The 24,015-nt window shown below is 72.9% G+C and carries 19 protein-coding genes; 11 read left to right on the top strand and 8 right to left on the bottom strand.

Annotation, left to right across the window (positions count from 1 at the left end):
• The first annotated feature begins 3 nt into the window (after nt 1-3).
• From AB0B72_RS15600 to AB0B72_RS15610, 3 genes are read left to right on the top strand one after another with little or no spacing between them, the layout of a single operon-like run.
• Complete coding sequence (locus tag AB0B72_RS15600; RefSeq protein ID WP_367739419.1) at nt 4-2,808, top strand: glycoside hydrolase family 3 C-terminal domain-containing protein; 2,805 nt, start codon at nt 4-6, stop codon at nt 2,806-2,808.
• 5 nt (nt 2,809-2,813) lie between these two features.
• Nucleotides 2,814-3,806 (top strand): LacI family DNA-binding transcriptional regulator, encoded by a 993-nt coding sequence (locus tag AB0B72_RS15605; RefSeq protein ID WP_367739420.1) that lies wholly within the window; start codon nt 2,814-2,816, stop codon nt 3,804-3,806.
• Nucleotides 3,803-5,086 (top strand): GH1 family beta-glucosidase, encoded by a 1,284-nt coding sequence (locus AB0B72_RS15610; protein ID WP_367739421.1) that lies wholly within the window; start codon nt 3,803-3,805, stop codon nt 5,084-5,086. Before AB0B72_RS15605 ends, AB0B72_RS15610 begins: the two co-directional genes overlap by 4 nt.
• Before the next feature lie 34 nt (nt 5,087-5,120).
• Here AB0B72_RS15610 and AB0B72_RS15615 read toward each other — a convergent pair whose 3' ends face one another.
• Nucleotides 5,121-5,747, bottom strand: a complete 627-nt coding sequence (locus AB0B72_RS15615; protein ID WP_367739422.1) for an FMN-dependent NADH-azoreductase — start codon at nt 5,745-5,747, stop codon at nt 5,121-5,123.
• 90 nt (nt 5,748-5,837) lie between these two features.
• Between AB0B72_RS15615 and AB0B72_RS15620 the strand changes: the two genes are divergently transcribed.
• Nucleotides 5,838-6,395, top strand: coding sequence for a MarR family winged helix-turn-helix transcriptional regulator (locus AB0B72_RS15620; RefSeq protein WP_367739423.1), 558 nt, complete (start codon nt 5,838-5,840; stop codon nt 6,393-6,395).
• 9 nt (nt 6,396-6,404) lie between these two features.
• Here the strand turns inward: AB0B72_RS15620 and AB0B72_RS15625 are convergent, their stop codons facing one another.
• Both AB0B72_RS15625 and AB0B72_RS15630 read right to left on the bottom strand, forming a co-directional pair.
• Nucleotides 6,405-7,529 carry a low temperature requirement protein A gene (locus AB0B72_RS15625; RefSeq protein ID WP_367739424.1) on the bottom strand — a complete coding sequence of 375 codons (1,125 nt, stop codon included), beginning with the start codon at nt 7,527-7,529 and terminating at the stop codon, nt 6,405-6,407.
• Between the two features lie 53 nt (nt 7,530-7,582).
• Nucleotides 7,583-8,578 (bottom strand): isopenicillin N synthase family dioxygenase, encoded by a 996-nt coding sequence (locus AB0B72_RS15630; RefSeq protein WP_367739425.1) that lies wholly within the window; start codon nt 8,576-8,578, stop codon nt 7,583-7,585.
• 248 nt (nt 8,579-8,826) lie between these two features.
• On the opposite strand from AB0B72_RS15630, the gene AB0B72_RS15635 reads away from it, so the two are divergent.
• From AB0B72_RS15635 to AB0B72_RS15650, 4 genes are all read left to right on the top strand, one after another.
• Nucleotides 8,827-10,188 carry a sensor histidine kinase gene (locus AB0B72_RS15635; RefSeq protein ID WP_367739426.1) on the top strand — a complete coding sequence of 454 codons (1,362 nt, stop codon included), beginning with the start codon at nt 8,827-8,829 and terminating at the stop codon, nt 10,186-10,188.
• A 92-nt stretch (nt 10,189-10,280) separates the two neighbouring features.
• Nucleotides 10,281-11,225, top strand: coding sequence for a serine hydrolase (locus AB0B72_RS15640; RefSeq protein WP_367739427.1), 945 nt, complete (start codon nt 10,281-10,283; stop codon nt 11,223-11,225).
• 112 nt (nt 11,226-11,337) lie between these two features.
• Nucleotides 11,338-11,733, top strand: a complete 396-nt coding sequence (locus tag AB0B72_RS15645) for an ArsR/SmtB family transcription factor (protein WP_367739428.1) — start codon at nt 11,338-11,340, stop codon at nt 11,731-11,733.
• Nucleotides 11,734-11,848: 115 nt separating this feature from the next.
• Nucleotides 11,849-12,853: a DMT family transporter gene (locus AB0B72_RS15650; RefSeq protein WP_367739429.1), complete on the top strand. Its 1,005-nt coding sequence runs from the start codon at nt 11,849-11,851 to the stop codon at nt 12,851-12,853.
• 29 nt (nt 12,854-12,882) lie between these two features.
• Here the strand turns inward: AB0B72_RS15650 and AB0B72_RS15655 are convergent, their stop codons facing one another.
• Nucleotides 12,883-13,719 (bottom strand): DoxX family membrane protein, encoded by an 837-nt coding sequence (locus tag AB0B72_RS15655; RefSeq protein ID WP_367739430.1) that lies wholly within the window; start codon nt 13,717-13,719, stop codon nt 12,883-12,885.
• Between the two features lie 76 nt (nt 13,720-13,795).
• The gene (locus tag AB0B72_RS15660; protein WP_367739431.1) at nt 13,796-15,475 is read right to left on the bottom strand and encodes an MFS transporter; all 1,680 of its coding nucleotides are present in this window, start codon (nt 15,473-15,475) and stop codon (nt 13,796-13,798) included.
• Nucleotides 15,476-15,686: 211 nt separating this feature from the next.
• Between AB0B72_RS15660 and AB0B72_RS15665 the strand changes: the two genes are divergently transcribed.
• From AB0B72_RS15665 to AB0B72_RS15675, 3 genes are all read left to right on the top strand, one after another.
• Entirely contained in the window at nt 15,687-17,525 is a 1,839-nt protein-coding gene (locus AB0B72_RS15665; protein WP_367739432.1) for a tetratricopeptide repeat protein, read from the top strand.
• 57 nt (nt 17,526-17,582) lie between these two features.
• Complete coding sequence (locus AB0B72_RS15670) at nt 17,583-19,931, top strand: AAA family ATPase (RefSeq protein ID WP_367739433.1); 2,349 nt, start codon at nt 17,583-17,585, stop codon at nt 19,929-19,931.
• A gap of 106 nt (nt 19,932-20,037) precedes the next feature.
• Nucleotides 20,038-21,738 carry an ABC transporter family substrate-binding protein gene (locus AB0B72_RS15675; protein WP_367739434.1) on the top strand — a complete coding sequence of 567 codons (1,701 nt, stop codon included), beginning with the start codon at nt 20,038-20,040 and terminating at the stop codon, nt 21,736-21,738.
• Here the strand turns inward: AB0B72_RS15675 and AB0B72_RS15680 are convergent.
• Genes AB0B72_RS15680 through AB0B72_RS15690 form a run of 3 tightly spaced genes read right to left on the bottom strand, consistent with a single transcriptional unit; the run spans nt 21,699 to nt 24,009 of the window.
• Nucleotides 21,699-22,628: a biotin-dependent carboxyltransferase family protein gene (locus tag AB0B72_RS15680; protein WP_367739435.1), complete on the bottom strand. Its 930-nt coding sequence runs from the start codon at nt 22,626-22,628 to the stop codon at nt 21,699-21,701. The two genes, AB0B72_RS15675 and AB0B72_RS15680, sit on opposite strands and share 40 nt — an antisense overlap.
• The gene (locus AB0B72_RS15685; RefSeq protein ID WP_367739436.1) at nt 22,625-23,236 is read right to left on the bottom strand and encodes an allophanate hydrolase subunit 1; all 612 of its coding nucleotides are present in this window, start codon (nt 23,234-23,236) and stop codon (nt 22,625-22,627) included. The genes AB0B72_RS15680 and AB0B72_RS15685 overlap by 4 nt, the downstream gene beginning before the upstream one ends.
• A complete protein-coding gene (locus AB0B72_RS15690; RefSeq protein ID WP_367739437.1) occupies nt 23,233-24,009 on the bottom strand; it encodes a LamB/YcsF family protein in 777 nt (258 codons plus the stop codon). The genes AB0B72_RS15685 and AB0B72_RS15690 overlap by 4 nt, the downstream gene beginning before the upstream one ends.
• Nucleotides 24,010-24,015 lie beyond the last annotated feature (6 nt).

Here is a 24,015-nt window from a genome sequence, read left to right on the forward strand (position 1 = left end):
CTCATGGAAGAACCGGCTCCCGGACCGGCGTTCAGGAACCCAGCGCTGACCACCCGCGAACGGGTGACCGACCTGATCGGCCGGTTGACCCTGGAGGAGAAGATCGGCCTGCTGCACCAGCACCAGGCTCCGGTCGACAGGCTGGGCCTGGCGCCGTTCCGCACCGGCACCGAGGCGCTGCACGGGCTCGCCTGGCACGGCCCGGCGACCGTGTTCCCCCAGGCCCTCGGCCTGGCGACCACCTGGAACCCCGAGCTGGTCAGGCAGGTGGGGGAGGCGGCAGGGGACGAGGTCATGGCCTTCCACCACAAGGACCCCGCGGGTGTCGGGCGGAACGTGTGGGCGCCGGTGGTCAACCCCCTCAGGGACCCCCGGTGGGGCCGCAACGAGGAGGGCTACTCCGAGGACGCCTGGCTGACCGGCCTCATGGGCACGGCGTACGCGCGGGGCCTGCGCGGGGACCACGCCGTGCTCAGGACCGCGCCCACGCTCAAGCACTTCCTCGCGTACAACAACGAGAACGACCGGTGCGTCACCTCCAGCGGCCTTCCGCCCCGGGTGCTGCACGAGTACGAGCTCAAGGCGTTCCGCCCGGCCATCGAGTCGGGCGCGGCGGTGGCGGTGATGCCGTCCTACAACCTGGTCAACGGCCGCCCGGCGCACCTGTCGCCGCTGATCAACGGCGCGCTGCGGACCTGGACGGACGAGGACCTCCTCGTGGTGAGCGACGCCCACGCCCCGGGGAACCTCGTGGGGGAGCAGGGCTACCACGACGACCTGCCGCAGGCGTACGCGCACGCGATCAGGGCCGGGCTCGACTCCTTCACGCAGGACGACGACCGCCCCGCGGAGACTGCCGGCCACATCAGGACGGCGCTCGAACGGGGCCTGCTGACCGAGGCGGACATCGACTCCGCCGCACGGCACGTGCTGTCGATCCGGGTGAGGCTCGGCGAGTTCGACCCCGCCACGCCGTACGACGAGATCACGCAGGACGTGGTCAACGGCCCCGAGCACCGGCGGCTCGCCCGCGAGGCGGCCCGGCAGTCGATCACGCTGCTCAAGAACGAGGGGATCCTGCCGCTGCACTCGCCCGGCACGATCGCCGTGATCGGCCCGCTGGCCGACGTGTTGTTCGAGGACTGGTACAGCGGCACCCTGCCCTACCAGGTCACCGCGCGCGCGGCTATCGCCGAGCGGTGCGCGACCGTCTACTGCGAGGGCGTCGACCGGGTCGCCCTGCGGGTGGAGGGCGGCTACCTCGTGGCGAACCCCGACCCGGCGGGCGGCCCGCTGACGGTGGGGGCCGAGCGGTCCGGCTTCGACCTGTTCGACTGGGGTGGGGGCGCGTTCTCCTTCCGCGCGGCGGCGAACGGCCGGCACGTGTCGGTCGGCGAGGACGGCGTCCCGGCCAACGACCAGCCGGGGCCGAACGGATGGGAGGTGCGGCAGGCGTTCCACCTTGAGGAGCGGCCCAGGGGCGTGGCGCTCCGCACCGTCTACACCGGGCTTTACGTCACGGTGGAGGACGGCGTGGCGGGGACCACCGAGGATCCCGCCCGGGCGGCGGTGCTGGCGCTGGAGCTCGTCCACAGCGGCACGGAGCAGGCGGCGGCGGCCGCGGCGGGCGCCGACATCGCGGTCGTCGTCGTGGGCGACCATCCGATGGTGAACGGCAGGGAGACCGAGGACCGGTCGTCCCTGGCGCTGCCGGCCCGGCAGGAGGCCCTGATCAAGGCGGTGCACGCGGCCAACCCCGCGACCGTGCTCGTGGTCGGCAGCGGCTGCCCCTTCTCCCTCACCTGGGCCGAGGAGCACCTGCCGGCCGTCCTGTGGTCGGCCCACGGCGGGCAGGAGTACGGCAACGCGCTCGCCGACGTCCTGTTCGGCGACGAGGACCCGGGGGGCCGGCTCACCCAGACCTGGTACCGCTCGGCCGCCGAGCTGCCCGACCCGCTCGACTACGACATCATCGCGTCCGACGCGACGTACCTCTACTACCGCGGCCGGCCGCTCTACCCCTTCGGTCACGGGCTCAGCTACACCCGCTTCACCTACTCCGATCTGGAGCTGTCCTCCGGCGACCTCGACCCCGGCGGCACGCTGACCGTCCGGGTGACCGTGACCAACACGGGGTGGCGGGAGGGGGACGAGGTCGTACAGGTCTACACCCACCAGCAGCGGTCCCGGGTCAAGCAGCCCCTCCGCCAGCTCCGCGGATTCCGCAAGGTGCACCTGTCCCCGGGCCAGAGCCGTACGGTGTCGGTGGACGTCCCCGTCGGCGACCTCGCGTTCTGGGACGTCACCCGCGGCCGGTTCGTGGTGGAGGAGGCGGCCCACAGGGTCCTGGTGGGGCGGTCGTCCCGCGACATCCGGCTCAGCGCGCCGTTCACGGTGCGTGGCGAGCGCGTCCCGCCGCGCGAAATCACCGGCGGAAGGCTGGACGCGGCCGATCACGACGAGTACGACGGAGTTGTGCTGTGCGACGCCGCCATCGACGCCGGGGACGCGGTCCGCTCCACCGGGCCGGGAGCATGGGTGGCGTTCCGCGGCGCCGACTTCGGCCCGGCCGGGCCGAAGGAGTGCGTGCTGGCCGTGTCCGGCGGCGAGGGCGGGATGGTCACCCTCCGCCTCGACGACCCGCTGATCGGCGAGGTCTTCGGCACGGCGGCCGTGCCGCCCACGGCGCACCGGCACGACTTCGTCGAGATCGCCGCGCCCCTGGCCGGGGCGACGGGTGTGCGCGATCTTTATGTGGTGTTCGAGAGCGAGGGTGTCATCATGAGCAACCTGGAGTTCCGCCAGTGAGGACGGTGACGATCTCCGACGTGGCCAAGCACGCCGGGGTCGCGGTCAGCACCGTCTCGTACGTGCTGAGCGGGAAGAGGGCGATCTCCGCCACCACCCGGCAGCGGGTGCTCGACAGCGTGCGGTCCCTCGGGTACCACCCGAACGCCGGTGCCCGCGCCCTCGCCAGCAAGCGGGCCAAGGTCATCGGACTGGTCCTCCCGCTCCGCGCGGGCCTGAACCTGCCGGTGCTCATGCAGTTCGCCACGTCGGTCGTCACCACGGCCCGGCAGTACGACCACGACGTCCTGCTCATGACGGCCGACGAGGGCCCGGACGGGCTGCGCCGCGTGGCGGCCAGCGCCCTGGTCGACGGGCTGCTGCTGATGGACGTGGAGATTCACGACCCGCGCGTGCCGCTGCTGCGCGAGCTCGCCGAGCCCAGCGTGCTCATCGGCTTCCCCGCCGACCCCGAAGGGCTGACCTGCGTCGATCTCGACTTCGCGCACGCGGGGAAGCTGTGCGCCGACCACCTGGCCGACCTCGGGCACCGGCGGATCGCCCTGCTCGGCGCGCCCCGCGTGGTCTACGAGCGGGGCACCGGCTTCGCGGAGCGCACGCTCGCCGGGTTCCTGGAGGCGGCGCGGAGCCGGGGGATCGACGCGAACGCGCGACCCTGCGAGGAGTCGTTCGACGAGGTGTATGAGACGGTGAAGCTGCTGCTCGACGAGTGCCCGGGCCTGTCCGGGATCGTCGTGCACAACGAGGCGGCGGTCGGCCATGTGCTCGGCGCGCTGCGGATCCTGGGCAGGCGGGTGCCCGAGGACGTCTCGGTGATGGCGATCTGCCCCGACGACATCGCCGAGCGGGCCAGCCCTGCGCTGACCTCCGTTCTGATTCCCGCCGAGGACGTCGGCCACCAGGCCGTCCGGCTGCTCATGGCCAAGCTGGAAAGCCAGGCCGTGCCGCAGTCGACGCTCCTCGAACCCCGGTTGACGATTCGCGAAAGTACAAGATGATCTCTTTTCCGGATGATTTCCTGTGGGGCGCGGCGACCGCGTCTTACCAGATCGAAGGCGCCGTCGACGAGGACGGCCGCGTCCCCTCCATCTGGGACACCTTCTCCCACACCCCCGGGAAGGTCGCCGGCGGCCAGACCGGCGACGTGGCGTGCGACCACTACCACCGTTACGCCGACGACGTCGAGCTCATGGCGTGGCTGGGGCTGCGGGCCTACCGCTTCTCCGTGGCCTGGCCGCGCCTGGCCGACCTGAGCTTCTACGACCGGCTCGTCGATGCCCTCCTCGCCAAGGGCATCACGCCCGTCGCCACGCTCTACCACTGGGACCTGCCGCAGTCGCTGCAGGACGAGGGGGGCTGGACCAACCGCGACACGGCGTACAGGTTCGCCGACTACGCGACGGCCGTCCACGAGCGGCTCGGCGACCGGGTCGCCACCTGGACGACGCTGAACGAACCGTGGGTGTCGGCGTTCGTCGGACACGGCTCCGGACGGCACGCGCCGGGAGTGACCGACCCGGCCGCCGCGTTCACCGCCGCCCACCACCTCATGCTCGCGCACGGCCTCGGCGTGCAGGCACTCCGGGCGGCCGGCGCCCAGTCGGTGTCGCTGACGCTCAACCTGTCGCCGGCCCTCGGTGAGCCGGGGCCGGCCCAGCTGATCGACGGCCTGGCCAACCGGCTCTTCCTCGACCCGGTCCTGCGCGGCGAGTACCCGCCGGACGTCCTGGAGCACATCAGTCGCTTCACCGACGTCAAGCTGGACGACCTGCCCACGATCGCCCAGCCGATCGACGTGCTCGGCGTGAACTACTACTCGGTCAACCGGGTGCTCGCCGACCCGGGCTCGCCTGGCAACCCCGAGTTCCCGGGCAGCGAGGGCATCGCCTGGGCCACCCCGCACGGGGAGCTCACGGAGATGGGCTGGGAGGTGAACCCCTCCGGCCTGGAGGACCTGCTCCTGCGGCTCACCCGCGATTACCCGGGTGTTCCGCTGATGATCACCGAGAACGGCGTGGCGTACCCCGACGCGGTGGCCGACCCCGACCGGATCGCCTTCCTCGACGCCCACTTCCGCGCGGCCCGCGCCGCGATGGACAAGGGCGCGGACCTGCGCGGCTACTTCGTGTGGTCGCTGATGGACAACTTCGAGTGGGCCAGGGGCTACGACATGAGGTTCGGCGTCATCCGGGTCGACTACGAGACCCTGGAGCGCACGCCCCGCGACAGCGCCCGCTGGTACCGGGACGTCATCGCCCGGGGCGGCCTGGAGGGCTGACCCGGCTCGTCCCCGCTCGTTTCCGCCGGCGGGGTCAGACCAGAGCGAGGCGGCCGGCGCGCAAGCGGGCCGCCTCGTGGGCTCTGGCCAGCGACTCGGCCGCCAGGCCGCGCAGGCTCTCCATCTGCGGGGTGGTGTCCGCGAGTGTCAGCTCGGCCGTGATCACGTGCACGTCGAGCTCCAGCACCTCGGAGAGAATCTTGACCAGGTAGGGCTCGGAGAAGTCCCAGCCCTCCTTGGGCGTCCCCGGGCCGTACGCGCCTCCCTTGCTCAGCACGAGCGTCGCCGGGCGGCCCGCCACCGGACTCGGCTCCACACCGACCGTCTGGCCCACGACGAAGATGTGATCGATCCACGCCTTGAACGCCGACGGCACCCCGTAGTTGTACATCGGCACCGCGAACAGGTAGGCGTCGGCGCTCAGCAGTTCGTCTATGAGGGTGTCCCGCAGCGCGGCGGCCTCCTTCTGCTCCGCCGTGTAGCCCTCCGCCGGAGTGAATCCGGACGTGAACAGCGGCTCCGACAGGTGCGGCAGCGGCTCCCTTCCCAGGTCCCGGTGGGTGACGGTGCCGGGCCAGCTGTCCCGGAACGTCGCGGCCACCCCGCGGGAGACCGAGCCCTCCAGCCGGAACGAGGCGTCGATGTGCAACAGATGAGGCATGAGACTCGCCTTTCTTGTGAGCAGATTGTCTGTATCTCAGACTGTCTTTAGGGCAGCTCATCTGTCAAGTCACCGGTTATCATGGAGGACGTGAGAGAACTGGCGTGTGAGCTCCCGGCCGGCCTCGAGGTGGACTTCGGCTGGCTGCTGGGTCAGGCGCTGAACGCCCATCTGTCCGCCACCAAGCGCGCAGCGGAGACCATCCCGTCGGGTCATCGGGGTTACCAGGTCCTGTCCGCGGCCGTGCACGAGAGCGCGCGCAACCAGATCGAGATGGCCCGGCAGCTCGGTCTCGACCGCACGGTGATGGTCTATCTCGTCGACGACCTGGTGAAGGCCGGGCTGGTCGAGCGGCGGCCGGACCCGGGTGACCGGCGCAACCGGCTGATCGTGGCGACCGCGGAGGGCCACCTCGCGCTCGCCCGGGTGGCCGAGGCCCTGGAGCACGCCGAGGCCTCCCTGCTGGCACCGCTGGAGGAGGCCGAGCGGGAGACGTTCAGGGAGTTGCTACGGCGCGTCGTCGCCGGTCACCTGGCGGACGGCGACGCGCAGCCCGCCTCGCTGTGCGAGGTGGCGCAGACCCTGAAGGACACGCTGACCATGGACGACGGCGACGCCGGGCACGGCAGGGGCGCCACCAGGCTTTGAGACGGGCCCCTAGGCGCGCTCCACGCAGATGATCACGACGATGAGCGCGACGAGGGCGCCCAGCTGGGCCGTGGGGGACCACAACCCGATCGGGAAACTCGCGGCGGCCACCGCGGCCCCGGCGAGCCGCACCGGGGAGCGTCCCAGGCCGAGGACCCGGCGGAACCAGGCGTGGCCGAGCAGGAACAGCGCGACACCCCCGGCCAGCGCGACAGCGGGGCCCAGGTCGACGTGGTCGTGCCCGACGGCCTTCTTGACGCCGGCCGCCGTCGCGACGATGCCCAGCAGCATGGGGATGTGCGCGTAGAAGTACGCGCCGAGGATGAGCCGCGTACGGCGGACGACGTCGGCCCGCAGCAGCGCGTGCTCCGGCCCCTCCTCGTCGCCGCCGAAGTAGATCCACCACATCGCCGCGGTGAGGGCGAGCCCGAGCAGGGCGACGGCGATCAGCCCGGCGCTCGGATGACCGCCTGCGCCGATTCCGATGGCGACGATCGACTCGCCCAGCACGATGATGACCAGCAGCCCGTGCCGCTCCACGATGTGCGCGGGATGCAGGGCGAAGCCCTTCTGCCCGATGAACAGCGGGCTGGTCCACAGCAGGACGAGCGCCGCTCCCCAGAGGACGTACTTCCAGGGGGATCCGGCGAAGGCCGCGGCGAGGATGAGCGCGGTCGCGGTCAGGTTGAAGGGCAGCACCCTGGCGATGGCGGCGGCGGCCTGGAGGTAGAGCCCGCCGTGGACGAGCACGATCACCAGGTAGCCGAGCGCGAACGCCACGCCGGTGCCGCCGAAGGCGTCGGGGATGGCGAGCGCCATGATCATGAAGCCCGCCATGCCGCACAGGATGAGCACCCGCCGCGCGGGCCGGTGGGGCGGGACGGTGTTGGTCAGCCAGGCGTAACCCGAGTACATCCACCACAGCACTCCGAAGATCAGGAGCGCCTGCAGCGTGCCCTGCCCCGTGAAACCGCCGCCGGCCGGACGGGTGAAGTCGCTCACGAGCAGAGAGGTGAGCTGGGTGACCGTGAAGACGAACACCAGGTCGAAGAACAGCTCGACCGTGGAGACCCGGAGCTCCTCTTCGGGAGAGGTCGGCGCGAGCCGCTCGGCGAACCAGCGGGGAAGGGGCATACTGATCATTGTGCCGCTGTGATGATTACATGTTTACACCGTTTCGGTGACAGCTAGTCGAGCACTCCGGACCGCAGGGCCGGGAAGACCTTGCCGACCTTGCCCAGCAGATACTCCCCGTACGTCCCGGAGAACGCGCGCAGGTCCTGGCCGTCCCATCGGGGGCGGGCCTTCTCCCGCCCGGCGGGGGAGGGCAGCGGCGGCACCTCGCAGTCCCACCCGGGGTCGAAGAAGAAGGGGAACGACAACCGGCTCCTGCCGGTCAGATTGCGTACGCGATGGGGGGTCGACCGGTAGTGGCCGCCGGTCAGCCGGTCGAGCATGTCGCCGATGTTGCACACGAGCGTGCCAGGGATCGGCGGAGCCTCCACCCAGCCGCGGGAGGTGTGTACCTGGAGCCCGGCGTTGCCGTCCTGCAGGAGCAGCGTCAGCAGGCCGTAGTCGGTGTGCTCGCCGACACCCCACCCGCCGGCCTCGGCGGCGGGCGGGGCCGGAGACGGCGGGTAGTGGAAGATCCGGAACAGCAGCGTCGGGCTGGCGGTGTACCCCGAGGCGAAGTAGTCCTCGTCCAGGCCGAGGCTGAGCGCGACGCCCCGCATCACCCCCTGCCCCACCCCGGCGAGCGCGTCGATGTAGGAGAGCACGGCCGGCCGCAGCTCGGGGACCTCGTCCGGGAAGAGATTGCGGCCGTGCAGCGGCCGCGGGTCGTGGTGCTCCAGCTCGGCGCCGAAGTAGAGGCCCTCCTTCAGGTCCGGCCGGCCCGAGGTGAGCTCGGCTCCCACCGGGAAGTAGCCCCGCCATGCGCGGCCGCCGCGCTCCATGGAGATGCGCATCTTGCGGTCGGGCGGCAGCAGGAAGAAGCGGCGGGCGGCGGCGTCGAGCCTGGCGACGAGCTCGGCCGGCACCCCGTGCCCGCTCGCGTAGAAGAACCCGCTGTCCAGGCAGGCCGCCTCGATCCGGCGGGCGGCGGCCGCCCGCTCCCCGGCGGAGCCCGGCCCGACGAGCGCGCTCACATCGATGACGGGCAGCGGCCCGGAAACACTCGGCATGGTCCTCATCCCAGCACACCGCCCCTTCCCCGGGACATCGGCGAGGCTCCATGCGCCGTCTCGGCGCCACAGGCGTCCTTGTGCCCGGCTGTCGTCGCTTTGCGTGCCGATGACCCTGCGGACGCCATGGCAGGCCCTCTGACCTCGGCGTATTACCGGCCGCTGACACGGCGGCAGGTACATTGACAGGGAACCCCGCGCAACCAACGGTGGTCGGTCCTGTCGTGAGCTTTGCTGATCGTTGGTCGGTGAGAACCCGCCTCGCGCTGTTCACCGGCGTGGCGGTCGCTGCGGTCTGCGCCCTTTTCTCCGCCGTGCTTATGTTCGCGATGCACCGGATGGCCACGAACCACCTGATCCGGGAGATCACGGCGGCGGGCGAGGTGATCGCCTACACGGTCGACCGCGGCGGGCTGGACAATCCGCTGCCGCCGATCCCCCGCAACGTCGTCCGCCCGATCCAGGTCGTGGACTCGGCCGGCAAGGTGGTGGCGGCGACGAGCGACCTGCAGGGCAAGCCGCCGATGGCCTCGTTCTTCCCGTCGCCTCCGTACCGCCACGCCGACTCGGTCGTGTGCGACCACGTCTTCGGCCACGGCCGCTGCGACATCGTCGTGGCACAGGAGGTGTACCGGGACGGCAGGACGTGGACCGTCTACAGCGCGGCGCCGGTGTACCCCTTCTACACCTACCCGGCGGTGTTGGTCCTGCTGACGGCCGCCTGCGTCCTGTTCCCGGTCGCGGTGGCGCACGGTGCGGGCCGCAGCATCTCCAGGTCGCTGCGGCCGGTGGACGCCATCCGCGCCGAGCTGGACGAGATCAACAGCACCGACCTGGGCCGCCGGGTGCCGGTTCCGCAGGCGAAGGACGAGATCCACCGGCTGGCCGAGAGCATCAACTACACGCTCGACCGCCTGGAGGACACGCTCGACCAGCAGCGCCGCTTCACCTCCGACGCGTCCCACGAGCTGCGCAGCCCGATAACCGCCATCCGCGCACAGGTGGAGGCCTCGCTGCTGGCGCCGGAGGAGGCCGACCTCCCGGAGATGGGCGACGCCGTGCTGCGCAGCCTCGACCGCCTCCAGTCGATAGCCGCGGACCTGCTGACTCTCGCGCGGCTCGACGCGGGGGCGCCCTGCGTGCGTGAGCCCGTCGATCTTTCCGAGCTGATCACCGCCGAGCTCAAGACGCGCCGCCCGGGCAAGAGGATCGTCCGCGACTTCGCGCCGGGCGTCGTCGTCCGGGCGGACCGGATCCGGCTGGGCCGGCTGGTCGCCAACCTCCTCGACAACGCCGAGCGGCACGCCCGCTCGACCGTGAGGCTGAGCGTGTCCCGGCAGGACGCCGGCGTCTCCGGCGACCCCCGCTTTCGCTCCGGCGCCGCGGTGGTCACGGTGCTCGACGACGGCGCCGGGATCGCGCCGGACAACCGCGAGATGGTGTTCCAGCGGTTCACCCGCCTCGACGCGGCCCGCAGCAGGAACGCCGGAGGTGCCGGGCTCGGGCTGCCCATCGCCCGGCAGATCGCCGAAGGCCACGGCGGCACGCTGAAGGTCGTGGACAGCCCCGAGGGGGCCTGCTTCGTCCTGTGCCTGCCCTTGTCCAGGTAGCGGCTGTCCGGTTCAAGCGGGGCGGTCGTTGACCTCGATATTCCGGAATTTCGGAATTATGATTAAACTGAGGAATGCGCTTAATCCTCAGCATGATCCTGACCGCAGTGCTGGCGGCCCCCGTGGCTGGCGCCGCCTCCGCCTCCGCCGAACCCGCCGACCTCAAGGACGGCGAGGCCGTGCTCGCCTACGTCCGGGCTCATCCCGGCGACGTGGCCCTGGTGACCCGGGGCATCAGCCACAACGCCGATCGCCTCACCCCCGTCGCGTCGGCCATCAAGATCACCCATCTCGCCGCCTACGCCGACGTCGTACGGCAGGGAAGGGCCGAGCCGGGCGAACACGTCTCCGTGGCCCTGTGGAACGCCTACCACCTGCCGGGCACCGACGGCGGTGCCCACGAAGCGGCGCTCAAACGGCTCAACCCCGGAGCGACCGTCACGCTTGACCAGGTCGTCTCCGCCATGATCGAGGAGAGCGACAACGCCGCCGCCGACCTGCTGCGCGACCGCCTCGGGCCCGGCGCCCTGCGTAAGGTCGCGCGAACTCGCGTCGGCACCATCAACGGCGAGATGCTCCGTGCCTTCGGCGGCTGCGCGCTGCCCGCCGACGTCTGCCTGAAGAACTACGTCAGGGCCGGCGAGCAGGTGCGGCTCACGCTCCCCGGTTTCGCCCAGCAGGCCGCCTGGGCCGAAACCGTGGCCCGCGTCGAGCCCGGCGTCCTGCGCGGACTGCTCGCCCGGCTCAGGAAGGACAAGACGGCGAGCAGGCATCTGGAGTGGCCGATGCGCCAGCCCGGCGCCGACCCCGGCACGCTCCTCATCGGCACCAAGGGCGGCGCGCTGCCCGGCGTCATCAGCGAGGCCATGTACACCGTCCGGCCTGGTGAGAAGCCGCGCGAGACCGTCTTCGCGCTGAGGCGGCTGCCTCAGGCGACCTGGCTCTCCGGGATGCGCAGCTATGCTCATCAGCAGTTCCTTCTGCGGATGGCGACCGATTCCGTCTTCTTCGCGAAAGTCCGCGCAGCGTTGAAGTGAGGCAACACTGACCAGTGCCGACGAGCGGTTCCAGGACCTCGAGGCGCGGGTCGCCGCCCTCGAGGCCGCGCTCACCGCCCCAGAGTCGCCGGCGGCCGGCGACGACACCGGCTTGATCACCTACGGCGGCCAGGCCAGGCTCGGCGGCTACCAGTGGCTGTGGGAGGTGGCCCGCAGCCCCGGCTGGCTGCTTCGGCAGCCGGCCGGGCCGTTGGCCGCGGTGCTGGCCGCCGCCGGGCATCCGGCGCGTTTCGAGATCCTGCAACTGCTGGTCGTCGGGCCCAAACCGGTCGCCGCACTGCAGGCCGAGCTGGCCCTCGCCTCGCCCGGCCAGCTGTACCACCACCTCAAGACGCTGGCCTCGGCCGGGCTGGTCGAGCAGCCGGAGCGGGGCGTCTACCGGGTGCCGCCACACGCGATCTTCCCCGTGCTCGCCCTGGCCGCCGCCGCGCTCGACGTGGCCGAGCGCTCCGGCGGTCCGGCGACACCTCGCGATCTTCCCGGCTGAGGCGTCTCTCCAGCCGTACGGCGGCCTCCGGGATGATGTCCGAAACCCGCTGACATTAAGGTGCTATCGGGCATTACGCTCCTTACCGGCGTACGAGGCGAGGGAAGGCACACGAATGCGGCGGTGGGTTCCGTCTTTCATCCTGCTGGCGGCGATCTGGGGGAACAGCTTCTTCTTCATCAAGGTGGCGCTCGGCAGCCTGCATCCGCTGCAGATCTCCTTCGGCCGGATGGCGATCGGAGCCCTGACGCTCCTGGTGACTCTGCTGGTGCGCGGCCGCAGGTTGCCCAGGGACCCAAGACTCTGGGGGCATTTCGCCGTCGTGTCCGTGGTGCTGACCACCGTGCCGTTCACGCTCTTCGGGTACGGCGAGCAGCACGTGTCGTCGGTGCTCGCCGCCATCTGGAACGCCACCACGCCGCTGTGCACGCTGCTTTTCGCGCTGCTGCTGAAGAGCGAGAAGGCCACGGCCGCCCGGTTCACCGGCCTCGGCCTCGGGTTCGCCGGGGTCATGGTGGTGCTCGGGGTGTGGGAGCCGATCACCGGCGGTGAGATCGCCGGCAGCCTCGCCTGTTTCGGAGCCGCCGCCAGTTACGGCGTCGGCGGGGCGTACATGGGCCGGTTCATCGTCCCGCGCGGCGAGGAGCCCGGCGTGCTGGCGACCGGGCAGCTGCTGACCGGCGCGGTGGAGCTGGCGGTGATCACGCCGCTCGCCGGGGTGGCGCTGGTGAACCCGCACGCCCCGGCGGCCGTGTGGGCCGCCCTGGTGGCGCTGGGAGCCTTCGGCACCGGCATCGCCTATCTGCTGCTCTACAGCGTCCAGCGGATGGCGGGGGTGACGACCACCTCGACGGTGACCTATCTGATGCCGCTCTTCGCGGTCGTCTCGGGCATCGTGGTCCTCGGGGAGCGGCTCACGTGGAACCAGCCCGTGGGGGCGGTCGTGGTCCTCCTGGGCGTCGCCGTCATCCAGGGCCTCGTCCCGCTGGGGAGAAGGGTGCGCCCCGTCCCGGCCGCGGCGGGCGCCGCCGCGGCCGATCCCCTGACTCCCGCCCCCGGTCCTTCCGCCGCCGCGCCCGCTCCTCGCGCTCCGGTCGCCGCGGAGGCCGAGACCTCCTGACGCGGGGCGGCCCGGCGCTGGCGGGCCCGTCAGTCGCGCTTGGCCGGGGGGCGGCGGCCGGCGACCAGCGTGTCCCCCTGTCCGGCGGCCCGGGCCGGCGCCTCCGCGCGGCTCTCCGTCGTCTCACTTTCGCCCCGCTTCGTGCGGCGGGGCCGGGGCGAGGGCGCCGTCGGCGCCTCGGGGCCCGCGTCGCCCTTCGCCGCGGGGAACGTGACGGGCCCGGCCGCGCTGGGCGCGGACCCTGTGGAATCCGAGGCCGTAGCGCCGGAGCCTGTGGATTCCGAGGCCGTAGTGCCGGAACCGGCCGGCTTGGCCGGCTTGGGAGACGCCGGCTGGGCGCCGGATCCCGGCGGCCGCTCGCCGGCGGCCGCGGGCCGGTCCGGGAGGCGTCCCTCGCGCAGCGCCGCGATCACATCGGCGGCCTCGGCCTCGGCGGCGAACTCGCCCGCGGCCTCCGCCTCACGACGCTTGATCACGACCATGTGGTCGACCGAGATGCGGCCGCCCCCGACCACGGCCAGCAGCACCGACGCGGCCCCGAGCGCAACGATCAGCTCGATGGCGCCGCCGGTGAGGGGCAGGCCGGGGTCGCCCGCCGTGAGAACGAAGACGGCGAGAGCCTCGATGAACAGCAGCAGGCCGACGGCGGGAACGGCGAGGCCCGCGATCAGCAGGGTGCCGCCCACCAGCTCGATGAGCATCGTGGCGGCCGACCAGACTCCTGGCATTGGGGCGTGCAGCTCGCTGAACTGCGCGGAGGTCGCGGTGAGGCCGGCTTCGAGCTTCTGCCAGCCGTTGGCGAAGAAGATCCCGCCGACGCCCATGCGGGCGGCCAGCGATGCTATGTCGTGCAGGGTTCTCTTCACGGCTACTCATTCTGGGGGGCGGGGGGCGGCTTGCCCAGACATCTCCCCATTACCGCCCCGGTCATGCACGCGGGCGTCAGACCGTGACGCGCTCGGGCTCCTCGGCGGCCTCGGGAACGGCGGGGCGGGGGACCAGCACGGCCACGGCGACGGCCGTGAGCGCGAGCAGCGCCACGCTGATCATCACGGTGGAGTGCAGCGCCGTGACGAAGGCCGTCCTGGCCGTCTCCAGCAGGGTGGCCCCGGCGGTGCCGCCGGTCTCCCCGGCGACGTGCGCGGCGGCGGCAAGCGACTCCCGTGATTGGGCCATGAGCGTGCCGGAGAGGCCGGAGACCGCCTCGACGCCCGGCGCGTAGACGAGCGTGGTGATCGTCCCCAGCACGGCGATGCCGAGCCCGGCGCCGAGCTCGTACGCCGTCTCCTCGATGGCCGCCGCGCCCCCGGCCCGGGACTCCGGGACCGACGCCATGATCGTGTCCGAGGCGGCGAGCAGCGCCACCTCGACGCCGAAGCCGATCCCGACGAAGCAGATCGTCAGCATGCCGGTGTGGGGCTCGGCGCCCCAGGTCAGCACGGGAGTGAGGGACAGCGCGGAGAGGGCCAGCCCGCCGCTGACGGTGGCCCGCAGCCCGATGCGGCGAAGGACGTGAGCCGCCGCCAGGCCACCCGTGATGGCGGCGACCATCAGCGGCAGCATGCGAACGGCGGCCTCCAGCGGGGACAGCCCGAGCACGAGCTGGAGGTACTGGGCGAGCATGAGCTCCAGCCCGACCAGCGCGAATATCGACAGCAGGACGCACGCCACGCCCGTCGAGAAGCCCCGCTGCCGGAACAGCCCGACGTCCACCAGCGGGAACGCCAGCCGGCGCTGCCGCCGTACGAACCAGACCAGCAGCGCGAGGCCGCCCAGCAGCACGGCGGCGGCGGCCTCGCGGCTCATCGCGTGGCCGTTGCCCGCCTCCTTGAGCCCGAAGGCCACAGCGAGGATGCCGGCGGTCGACAGGGCGGCGCTCAGCGCGTCCCAGGGGCGCGAGGGGCGGCGCGGCGAGCCCGGGAGGATCCGTACGGCGACCGGGAGGGCGGCGAGCAGCAGCGGCACGTTGATCAGGAAGACCGCCCCCCACCACAGGTGCTCGACCAATACGCCGCCGACCAGCGGGCCGACGGCCGCCCCCGCCGCGGCGACGGCGCTCCACACGCCGAGCGCGATCGCCCGCTCCCGGCGGTCGGTGAACACCTGCCGGATGATCGACAGCGTCGCCGGCATGATCATCGCGCCGCCCACACCGAGCAGCGCGCGGGAGGCGATCAGCGCCGCCGGCGAGGAGGAGAACGCCGCCGACAGCGACGCGAGCCCGAACACCACATAACCGCCCAGCACGAACGGGCGCCTGCCGTACCGGTCGCCCAGCGTGCCGAAGGTGATGAGCAGCGGCGCCACGACCAGCGAGTAGCCGTCGATGATCCACAGAAGCTGCACGGCCGACGGCTCCAGGGCCGCGGTCAGCGCGGGCACCGCGATGTGCAGCACGGTGGCGTCGACGGCGATGAGGAGCAGGCTGAAGCAGAGCAGCGCGAGGATCGACCATCGGCTAGCGCCGTGCTCGACTCCGTGCTCGACTCCGTGCTCAACACCATGCTCAGCACTGTGCTTGCCACCGCGCTCCGCGCCGTGCTCGACGCGGAGCCCCTCGACGCGAGGGGCGCTCTTCGCGCGGACGGCGCCGGGCTGGGCCTCGACTCCGGCAGACGTCATAGGCCGCTCAGTGCTCCTGGGCCCGCTGGAACATGCGTGGCAGCCTAGGGCATGCGGAGCGAATCTCTCAGGCCTTCGGGGCGGTCCGGTGGCATATCGCCAGATCGCTGCCGACATATGCCGCCAAGCTCGGCCGACGCGCCTCTCTAGAGAGATATAGGTATATATCCCGCGTCTAGGCAAGCGAGGACCCGCAACGGATCATGCGGGGGTGGGGAGCGATGCCGAGGGATGGGATGCGACCCCGGTGCCGCCCCCGCTCGACAACGGCGACCCCCGGGCCTGGTGCGCGGTCGCGGTGGCCCGGCTGGCGCGTGACCAGCCGGAGGCCGCGCTCGACGCCGCACGCCAGGCGGTGGGCCGCGACCCGCAGGGCGAATGGGGACACCGCCTGGTCAGCGTCGCCCTTGAGCGCCTCGGCCGCGACTCCGAGGCGGTCGCGTCGGCCCGGGAGGCCGTAAGGCACAGCCCCGGCTCCTGGGCCGCGCGGCTCCGGCTCGGCTCGGCGCTGCGGCGCCGGCCCGGAGGGTGGCGGGAAGCCTGGGCCGAGGCCCGGGCCGCCGTCCGCTTCGCCCCCGAGGAGCCCGACCCGCACGTGCTCGTCGGCGACCTCGCCCTGCTGCGGGGCGACCACGACAGCGCGGCGCGCGCCTACGCCGCCGCGCTGCGCAGGCGTCCCGACCATCCGGCGGCACGGGTCAACCTCGGCCTCACGCTGCTGCGCTGGGACCGTCCGCGCCCGCATCACGACCCCGCCTGGGAGGTGGACCCACGTGAGACGGGCCAGGCGCGGCGCGCTCTGGAGAGCTGGTCGCGCCAGGTCCGCGTGCTGCTCGCGGCGGCCCTGACGGCGGCGTCGGCCGCGGGCCCCGGCTTCGGGCTGCACCGGGAGGCGCAGGCCGGGGGAGCGCTGGCCCTCGCGGGCGTCGTGGCGGTCACGGTGCGGCAGGCCGGTCGCGTGCGTGCCTGGCCGTACGTCCCGGCGATGCTCGGGCGCGATCTGTGGCTGGCCCTGTCGGTGGCGCTCGGGTTCGTGGCCACGGCCGCGTACGTCGTCTGCCTGGCCACGCTGCCCGCCACGAGACCGGCGTCGTTCCAGGAGGCGGCCGACGAGGCCGGGGGAGCCTGGGCGGGCGCCGCCGGCCTGGTCCTGCTGAACGCGGCCGCCCCTCTCGTTGCGCGTCTGTTCGTGGAGGCGTGGCGCGGCCGGCCGATCCAGGCCCTCGCGCAGTTCGCCGCCGCGCTGCCCGACCGGACGGCCGTGCGCGACGTCGACGTGGCCTCCTGGGTCGTCGCCGGCCGGGTCTGGCAGGGCGCCGTCGCCGTGGCCCTGCTCCCGCCGCTGACCGGCCGCCCCGTGACGGCTCTCGCCTCGATCGCGGTGCTCGGCGCCGTATGGCGGGCGAGGACGCGGGCGGCGCGGAGGGGGGCGCCGCCGCTGCGCCCGGTTCTGAGGGCCGACCGGTGGCTGGCCGTCGCGGTGTCCGCGCTCGCCGCCGCGCTGGCCTGCCTCGCGGTGGTGGGGGCGGCGGGCACCCTGCCGGGCGGCGATCCCGGCGCCGGAGCGGTGGTGTGGGCGGCGTGGGCGGCGCTCACGCTGTCCGCCGCCGCGTTCGCCGGGCGCGCGGCGCGTGCGTGGTGGCGGGGCGGCCCCGGCCCCTGGCGTGCCTCGCTCGTCCCGTCCGAGTCGCACGGGACGCGGCTCCCCGGCGACAGCACCCCCTCCACCGGCCTCAGCGACGAGGTGCGGCACGCCGCCACCTACTCGCGGAGCGTCGTGCTGGCCTACACCGAGCCCGGCGGGCCGCGGGCGCTCGCGGTGAGCGCGGTGACGTCGGTGACCTCGTCGGGGGAGTTCCGCCTGATCGCGGGGGACGAGGCGTGGGACGCGGTGGAGCGCGACCCCCGGGTCGTCCTCTTCGTGAGCGACCCCCGCTTCTGGGCGGAGGTGCGCGGCGTCGCCGTGGCCGAGGGCGACGTGCTGCGCGTGACGCCCCGCCAGGTCCTCATGAGGGAGTACCCGGGCCGCCACCAGGCACGCACCCGTTAGGTCCACCCATTCCGCCCTTCCTTGCGGTATAACCGGGGCTGAAGCGGGGAGGCGCCGATGCGGGACTCCGACAGGGCACGGGCGGCGGGCCTGTTAAGTCGGACTGCGGCACGTGACCTGTTCGAGCAGGTCCGATTCCGCTATTTCCACCTTCCGCCCTTCGTGCGGCGCGTGATGTTCGTCGCGGTGCTCGTCGCGACCATGGGGACGGCGGCCGCGCTCAACTGGCCGCTGTGGAACACGTTCGTCTGGGCCTTCGTCGTGCTGGCCTTCGTCGCGCTCTCGCTCAGCTACCCGCGTGCCGCGGCCACGGTGCTCGTGCTGGCCGGGTGGGGCCTGCTGCTCCCCGTGCTCATGGCGGCGTTCGGCGCCTCTTCGCCGGCGCCCGGCCTGCTGATGCTCCTGGGCGCGGGCGTCGCCGGGGCCGCCCATCTCATCCGGTGGGTCCCGCCGTGGCTGACCACGCTCATGGCGCTCGTCCCCGCGGGGGTGGTCGCCTTCGCGCTGTCCCCCGTCTCCACGCCGGCCGCCCTGTGGGGCGCGTACGGCGCGGCGGCCGCCGTGCTGGTCTACCGGTTCGTGCTGGCCCGCAGGATACGCGGCGAGCTGGAGCGTGAGCCCGCCGGCGGCGAGGCCCAGGTCCAGCAGCGGATCAGGGCGGGAGGCCATCAGCAGTCCGGCGGCGACCAGGGCGCGCCCCCCGAGATCACCGTCGAGCAGGCGCTGGGCGAGCTGGAGGCGATGATCGGCCTGGAGCCGGTCAAGGAGCGCGTGCGGGCCATCGCCGCGTCCATCGAGGCCGCCAGGCTCCGCAAGGAGGCGGGCTACGCCAACGAGCCGCCGATGCGGCACTTCGTCTTCCTCGGCCCGCCGGGCACGGGCAAGACGAGCGTCGCCCGCACGCTCGCCAAGATCTTCTACGCCTTCGGGCTGCTGGAGACGCCGTTCGTCGTCGAGGCCCAGCGGGCCGACCTCGTGGGGGAGTACCTCGGCGCCACGGCCATCAAGACCAACGAGCTGATCGACCGGGCGCTCGGCGGCGTGCTGTTCGTCGACGAGGCCTACGGCCTGATCAACTCCGGCGACGGGCAGCCCGACCGGTTCGGGGCCGAAGCCGTGCAGACGCTGCTCAAGCGGGCCGAGGACGACCGCGACCGGCTGATCATCATCCTCGCCGGATACGAACGCGAGATGAACGGCTTCCTGTCGTCCAACCCCGGGCTGTCGAGCCGGTTCTCCGGCAGGGTCCGCTTCCCGAGCTACTCGCCCGACGAGCTGCTGGAGATCACCGAGGCGCTTCAGGAACGCCGGGGGGACCGGCTGGAGCCCGACGCCCGGCCCGTCCTGCGGCGCCTGTACGAGGACGTGCACCGCAGGGGACTCGTCGACGACCTGGGCAACGCCCGCTTCGCGCGCAGCCTCGCGGAGGCCGCGGCCCAGGCCCGCGACGTACGGGTGGTCAGCGCCGGAGGGGCCCCGCGCGGGGAGGACCTGGTCACGATCACCGTCGGCGACGTGACCAAGGCGTTCAACGAGATCACCGCGAGGTACCGCGGCTACCAGGCCACGCCCACCCTGGAGGAGGCCCTCACGGACCTCGACCGGATGGCGGGGCTGGAGCCGGTCAAGCGGCAGGTCCACGCCATCACCGCGCAGCTCAAGGTCGCGCGGATGCGCCAGGAGCAGGGCCTGCCCGTGCACTCGCAGATGCGGCACTTCGTGTTCGTCGGCCCGCCGGGCACCGGCAAGACGACCGTCGCCCGGATACTCGGGCGGATCTTCTCCGCGCTCGGCCTGCTCGCCCGCCCCGACGTCGTCGAGGCCTCCCGCGCCGACCTGGTCGGCCAGCACCTGGGCGCCACGGCCATCAAGACCAACGAGCTGGTGGACCGGGCGCTGGGCGGCGTGCTGTTCGTCGACGAGGCCTACAGCCTGGTCAACGCCGGATACTCGGGCGGCGACGCGTTCGGCGCCGAGGCCGTGCAGACGCTGCTCAAGCGGGCCGAGGACGACCGCGACCGGGTGGTGATCATCCTTGCGGGGTACGAGCGCGAGATGGACGCCTTCCTGGCGACCAACCCGGGGCTGGGCTCGCGGTTCAACCAGCGGGTGTCGTTCCCGTCCTACTCGCCGGAGGAGCTCGCCGAGATCGCCGGCCTGCTCGCGGCCCGGGGCGGCGACCGCTTCGACGACTCCGCCGCCCGGGACATGGCGGACGTCTTCGACTGGGTCTGCAGGGAGGGCCTGATCGACGGCCTCGGGAACGGCCGCTTCGCCCGCTCGCTCTACGAGAGGGCGGCCCTGCGGCGCGACGTCCGCCTCGCCGCGCAGGGGTCGGCGAACGCCGCCGAGCTGACCACGATCACCAGCGCGGACGTGCGCAGCGCCGTCGACGAATTGTCCTGACGTTGTCCTGAAAACTCCGTCTTCGTTCGCGTGTCCCGGAGCCCGCGGCGATTACTTTCTGCTACTAATCGACTGCGAAAGGTAGCTGGAGGGATCGGAGAGACACGTGAGAGCACGATGGCCGGTTGCCCTGGTCGCGCTGGTCGCTCTGTGGGGGGCCGCGGCCTGCGGCGGCGAGCACGCGACCGGCGGTCGCGACAGCGGCCTGTCCCCCTCTCCGGTCAAGGCGTTCGACATCAACCCGGCCCCCCGGGAACAGGTGAAGGACGGCGGCACCCTGCGCTGGGGGCTCAGCGACCTGCCGACGCAGTGGAACGCCAACCAGCTCGACGGCGACGTCGCCAACGTCAGGACCGTGATGGAGGCGCTGATGCCGCGCCCGTTCCGGTCCGACGAGCGGGGCCGCCTGACCATCGACCCCGACTACGTCACCAACGCGCGCGTCACGGCGACCTCCCCCAAGCAGGTCATTACCTACACGCTGAACCCCAAGGCCCGCTGGTCCGACGGCAGGCCGATCACGTGGATGGACTTCGCCGCCCAGTGGAAGGCCATGAGCGGCCACGACAGGGCCTACCGCGTCGACTCCACCATCGCGTACGAGAACGTCCAGAGCGTCGGCAGGGGCGCGAGCGACCACGAGGTGGTGGTCACCCTCGCCCAGCCGTTCAACGAGTGGCAGTCGCTGTTCACCCCGCTCTACCCGAGCGCCACGAACGCCACCCCGGAGGCGTTCAACGCCGACTGGATCAACAAGATCCCGGTCACGGCCGGGCCGTTCCGGCTGGAGCGGCTCGACCCCAAGGCCAGGAGCGTCACGCTCGTCCGCGACGACACCTGGTGGGGCAACCGGGCGAAGCTCGACCGGATCGTGTTCCAGGCCCAGCGGGCCGACGGCATGGTCCGCGCCTTCACCAAGGGCGACGTCGACGTCTTCGACGTGGGCCCGTCGGCGGACGACTACTCCCGGGTCAAGGAGGCCTGGGACGCGGTGCTCCGGCAGGCGGCGGGCACCGAGTACCGCCAGTTCACGCTGAACGGCGAGAGCGAGATCCTGTCCGACGTCCGGGTCCGCCAGGCGATCGCGAAGGGGCTCGACCGGCGGGCGCTCATGCAGCTCGACCTGAAGGGCCTCGGCTGGCCGGTGGTGACGCTCGACAACCACTTCCTGATGAACAACCAGCACGGCTACGAGGCCAACGCCGGCGACCTCGGCTCCTACGACCCCAGGCAGGCCGGGCGGCTGCTCGACCAGGCCGGCTGGAAGCTGTCGGGCAAGGTCAGGGAGAAGAACGGCAAGCCCCTGGCGCTGCGCTTCGTCATCCCCTCGGGGGTCGCGGCCGGCGACATCGAGGCCGGGGTCGCCCGGCTGATGCTGCAGCGGATCGGGGTGCGGGTGACCGTGCAGACCGTGCCGTTCGACGACTTCTTCAGCAAGCATCTGATCCCCGGCGACTTCGACATCACCGCGTTCGCCTACCCGAGCTCGCCGTTCCCGATCTCCAGCGCGTTCGACATCTACGTCAACGGGGAGAACGTCAAGAGCGACGACATCAAGTGGTACTCCAACCTGGGGCGGAGCGGCAGCAAGCAGATCGACCAGGCGATGTACCGGGCGGGCAGTGTCCTGGACGCCTCCAAGATCAGGGACCTGGTGAACGCCGCCGACGCGCTGGTCTGGAAGAAGCTCAACGTCCTGCCGCTCTACCAGTGCCCGCAGAACGTCGCCGTGCGGTCCTCGCTCGCCAACGTCGGGGCCAACGGCTTCTACGACCTGCGGTACGAGGACATCGGCTTCGTCTCCTGAGCCGGGCGGAACCGCAGCCGGTCGCCCGGCCGCAGCTGGGCCACCAGCGGGACGTCGCCGGACGCCACCACGCCGATCACCGGGTAGCCCCCGGTCGGCGGGTGGTCGGCCAGGAACACGATCGGCTGCCCTCCGGGAGGGACCTGGACTGCCCCGAGCGGCATCCCCTCGCTGGGCAGCTCGCCCTCCCGGGCCCGCTCCGGCGCGGCGCCGCGCAGCCGCACGCCGACGCGGTTGCTGTCCGGGGTGATCTCGTACGGAGCGGCGCACAGGGCGGCCACGGCCCCGGGGGCGAACCAGTCGTCCCTCGGCCCCGGCACGAGGCGTACGGCGGGGCACCGGGGGAGCGGCCGCTGCGGGGCGAGGTCCACGCCGATCGCGCCGGCCGGCGGGTCCGTCTCGAACGGAAGGGCCGTCCCGGCCCGCAGGGGCGGCGGCCCGATGCCGGACAGCGAGTCGGTGGACCGGCTGCCCAGCACCGGCGCCACGCCGATGCCGCCGCGCACGGCGAGGTAGGTCCGCAGCCCGTGCGGCGGCACGCCGACCCGCAGCTCGCCGCCGGCCGGAACCCACACCGGGGCGCACATGCCCGCCGGCCGCCGGGCGACCGTCACGGGGCAGGGCGCCCCGGTCAGCGCGGCCCAGGCCCCCGCGGCGAAGCGCAGCACGGCGCCGCCGAGGGTCAGCTCGATCCCCGCGGCGGACTCCGGGTTGCCGACGAGCCGGTTGGCCAGCCGCAGGGAGGGCGCGTCCGCCGCACCCGACCGGGGCACCCCCAGATGGGCGAAGCCGGGCCGCCCGAGGTCCTGCACGGTGGCGTACGGCCCCGGCGCCACGACCTCGATCAGGCGGTCCTCGATCAGGCGGCCACGGTCTCCCGTCCCGCTCACGGCCGGAACCGTACGCGGGTGCCCGGCGGAAGCAGCGCCGGGGGATCGGCGTCCACGTCCCACACGCGGGCGCCGGTGCGCCCCAGCAGCCGCCAGCCTCCGGGCGACGCCGAGGGGTAGACGGCCGAGTACGGCCCGGCGACCGCCACCGAGCCGGGCGGCACCGACGTGCGGGGCGTCTCCAGCCGGGGCACGTGCAGAGCCGGGTCCAGCCCGATGAGGTAGGCGAAGCCCGGCGCGAAACCGAGCCAGCCCACCACGAAGTCGGACGCGGCATGCCTGCGCGCGACCTCGCCGGCGGTCATGCCGGTCAGCTCGGCCACCGCCGCCAGGTCCTCCCCGTCGTAGATCACGGGGATCTCCACCGTCGGCCCGCCGAGCGGCCCGGCGGCCGTCTCCCTCGCCGTACGCAGCAGCGAGGCCAGTCGCGACGCCAGGCGGGCCCGGTCCGCTCCCGGGGCGACCACCAGGACGGTCTCCGGGCCGGGCACGATCTCCTCCACCCCCGCGGGGCGGTCGGCCCGCAGCAGCGCGTCCAGCCGGTGGGCCGCCTCCAGCGAGCCGGTCTCCACCAGCAGCGCCCCCTCGCCCGCCGCCCGGACGGTCATGCGAAGGACTCCAGCCGCACCCCGGCGCCGGTGAGCGCCTCACGCACAGCGGCGGCCAGCCGCACGGCGCCGGGGGTGTCGCCGTGTACGCAGATCGACCGGGCGGCGACCCGCACGTCGGCGCCGCAGACGGCGGTCACCACGCCCTCGCGTGCCATGCGGACCGCGCGGGCGGCCACCTCGGCGGGGTCGTGCAGCACGGCGCCGGGCTCCCGCCGCGACACCAGCGTCCCCGACGCGGTGTAGGCCCGGTCGGCGAAGCACTCGCCCACCGCCGGCAGGCCGTGCCGGGCGGCCGCCTCCGCCAGCGCCGAGCCGGGCAGCGTGAGCACGGGAAGCGGCGGCCCGCCATGGGCGGGGGCGTAGGCCGCGACGGCGGCGGCGACGGCCTCGGCCTGCGCGGCGTCGCGGCAGGCCCGGTTGTAGAGCGCCCCGTGCGGCTTCACGTAGGACACCCGCCCCCCCATCGACCGGGCGACGCCGTCGACCGCCGCGAGCTGGTAGAGCACGTCGGAGCACAGCTCCTCGGGGGCGATCTCCATCTCCCGGCGGCCGAATCCGGCGAGATCGCGGTAGGAGACCTGGGCCCCTATCGCCACGCCCCGGTCCACCGCCGCCGCGCAGACGCGCCGGATGATGAGCGGGTCTCCCGCGTGGAACCCGCAGGCCACATTCGCGCTGGTCACCACGTCGAGCAGGGCGTCGTCGTCGCCCAGCCTCCAGATCCCGAAGCCCTCTCCGAGGTCCGCGTTCAGATCGATCACAGTGTCCAACTGCCT

This window comes from Microbispora sp. NPDC049125 (genome assembly GCF_040802045.1).
In the GTDB taxonomy this organism is placed as follows: domain Bacteria; phylum Actinomycetota; class Actinomycetes; order Streptosporangiales; family Streptosporangiaceae; genus Microbispora.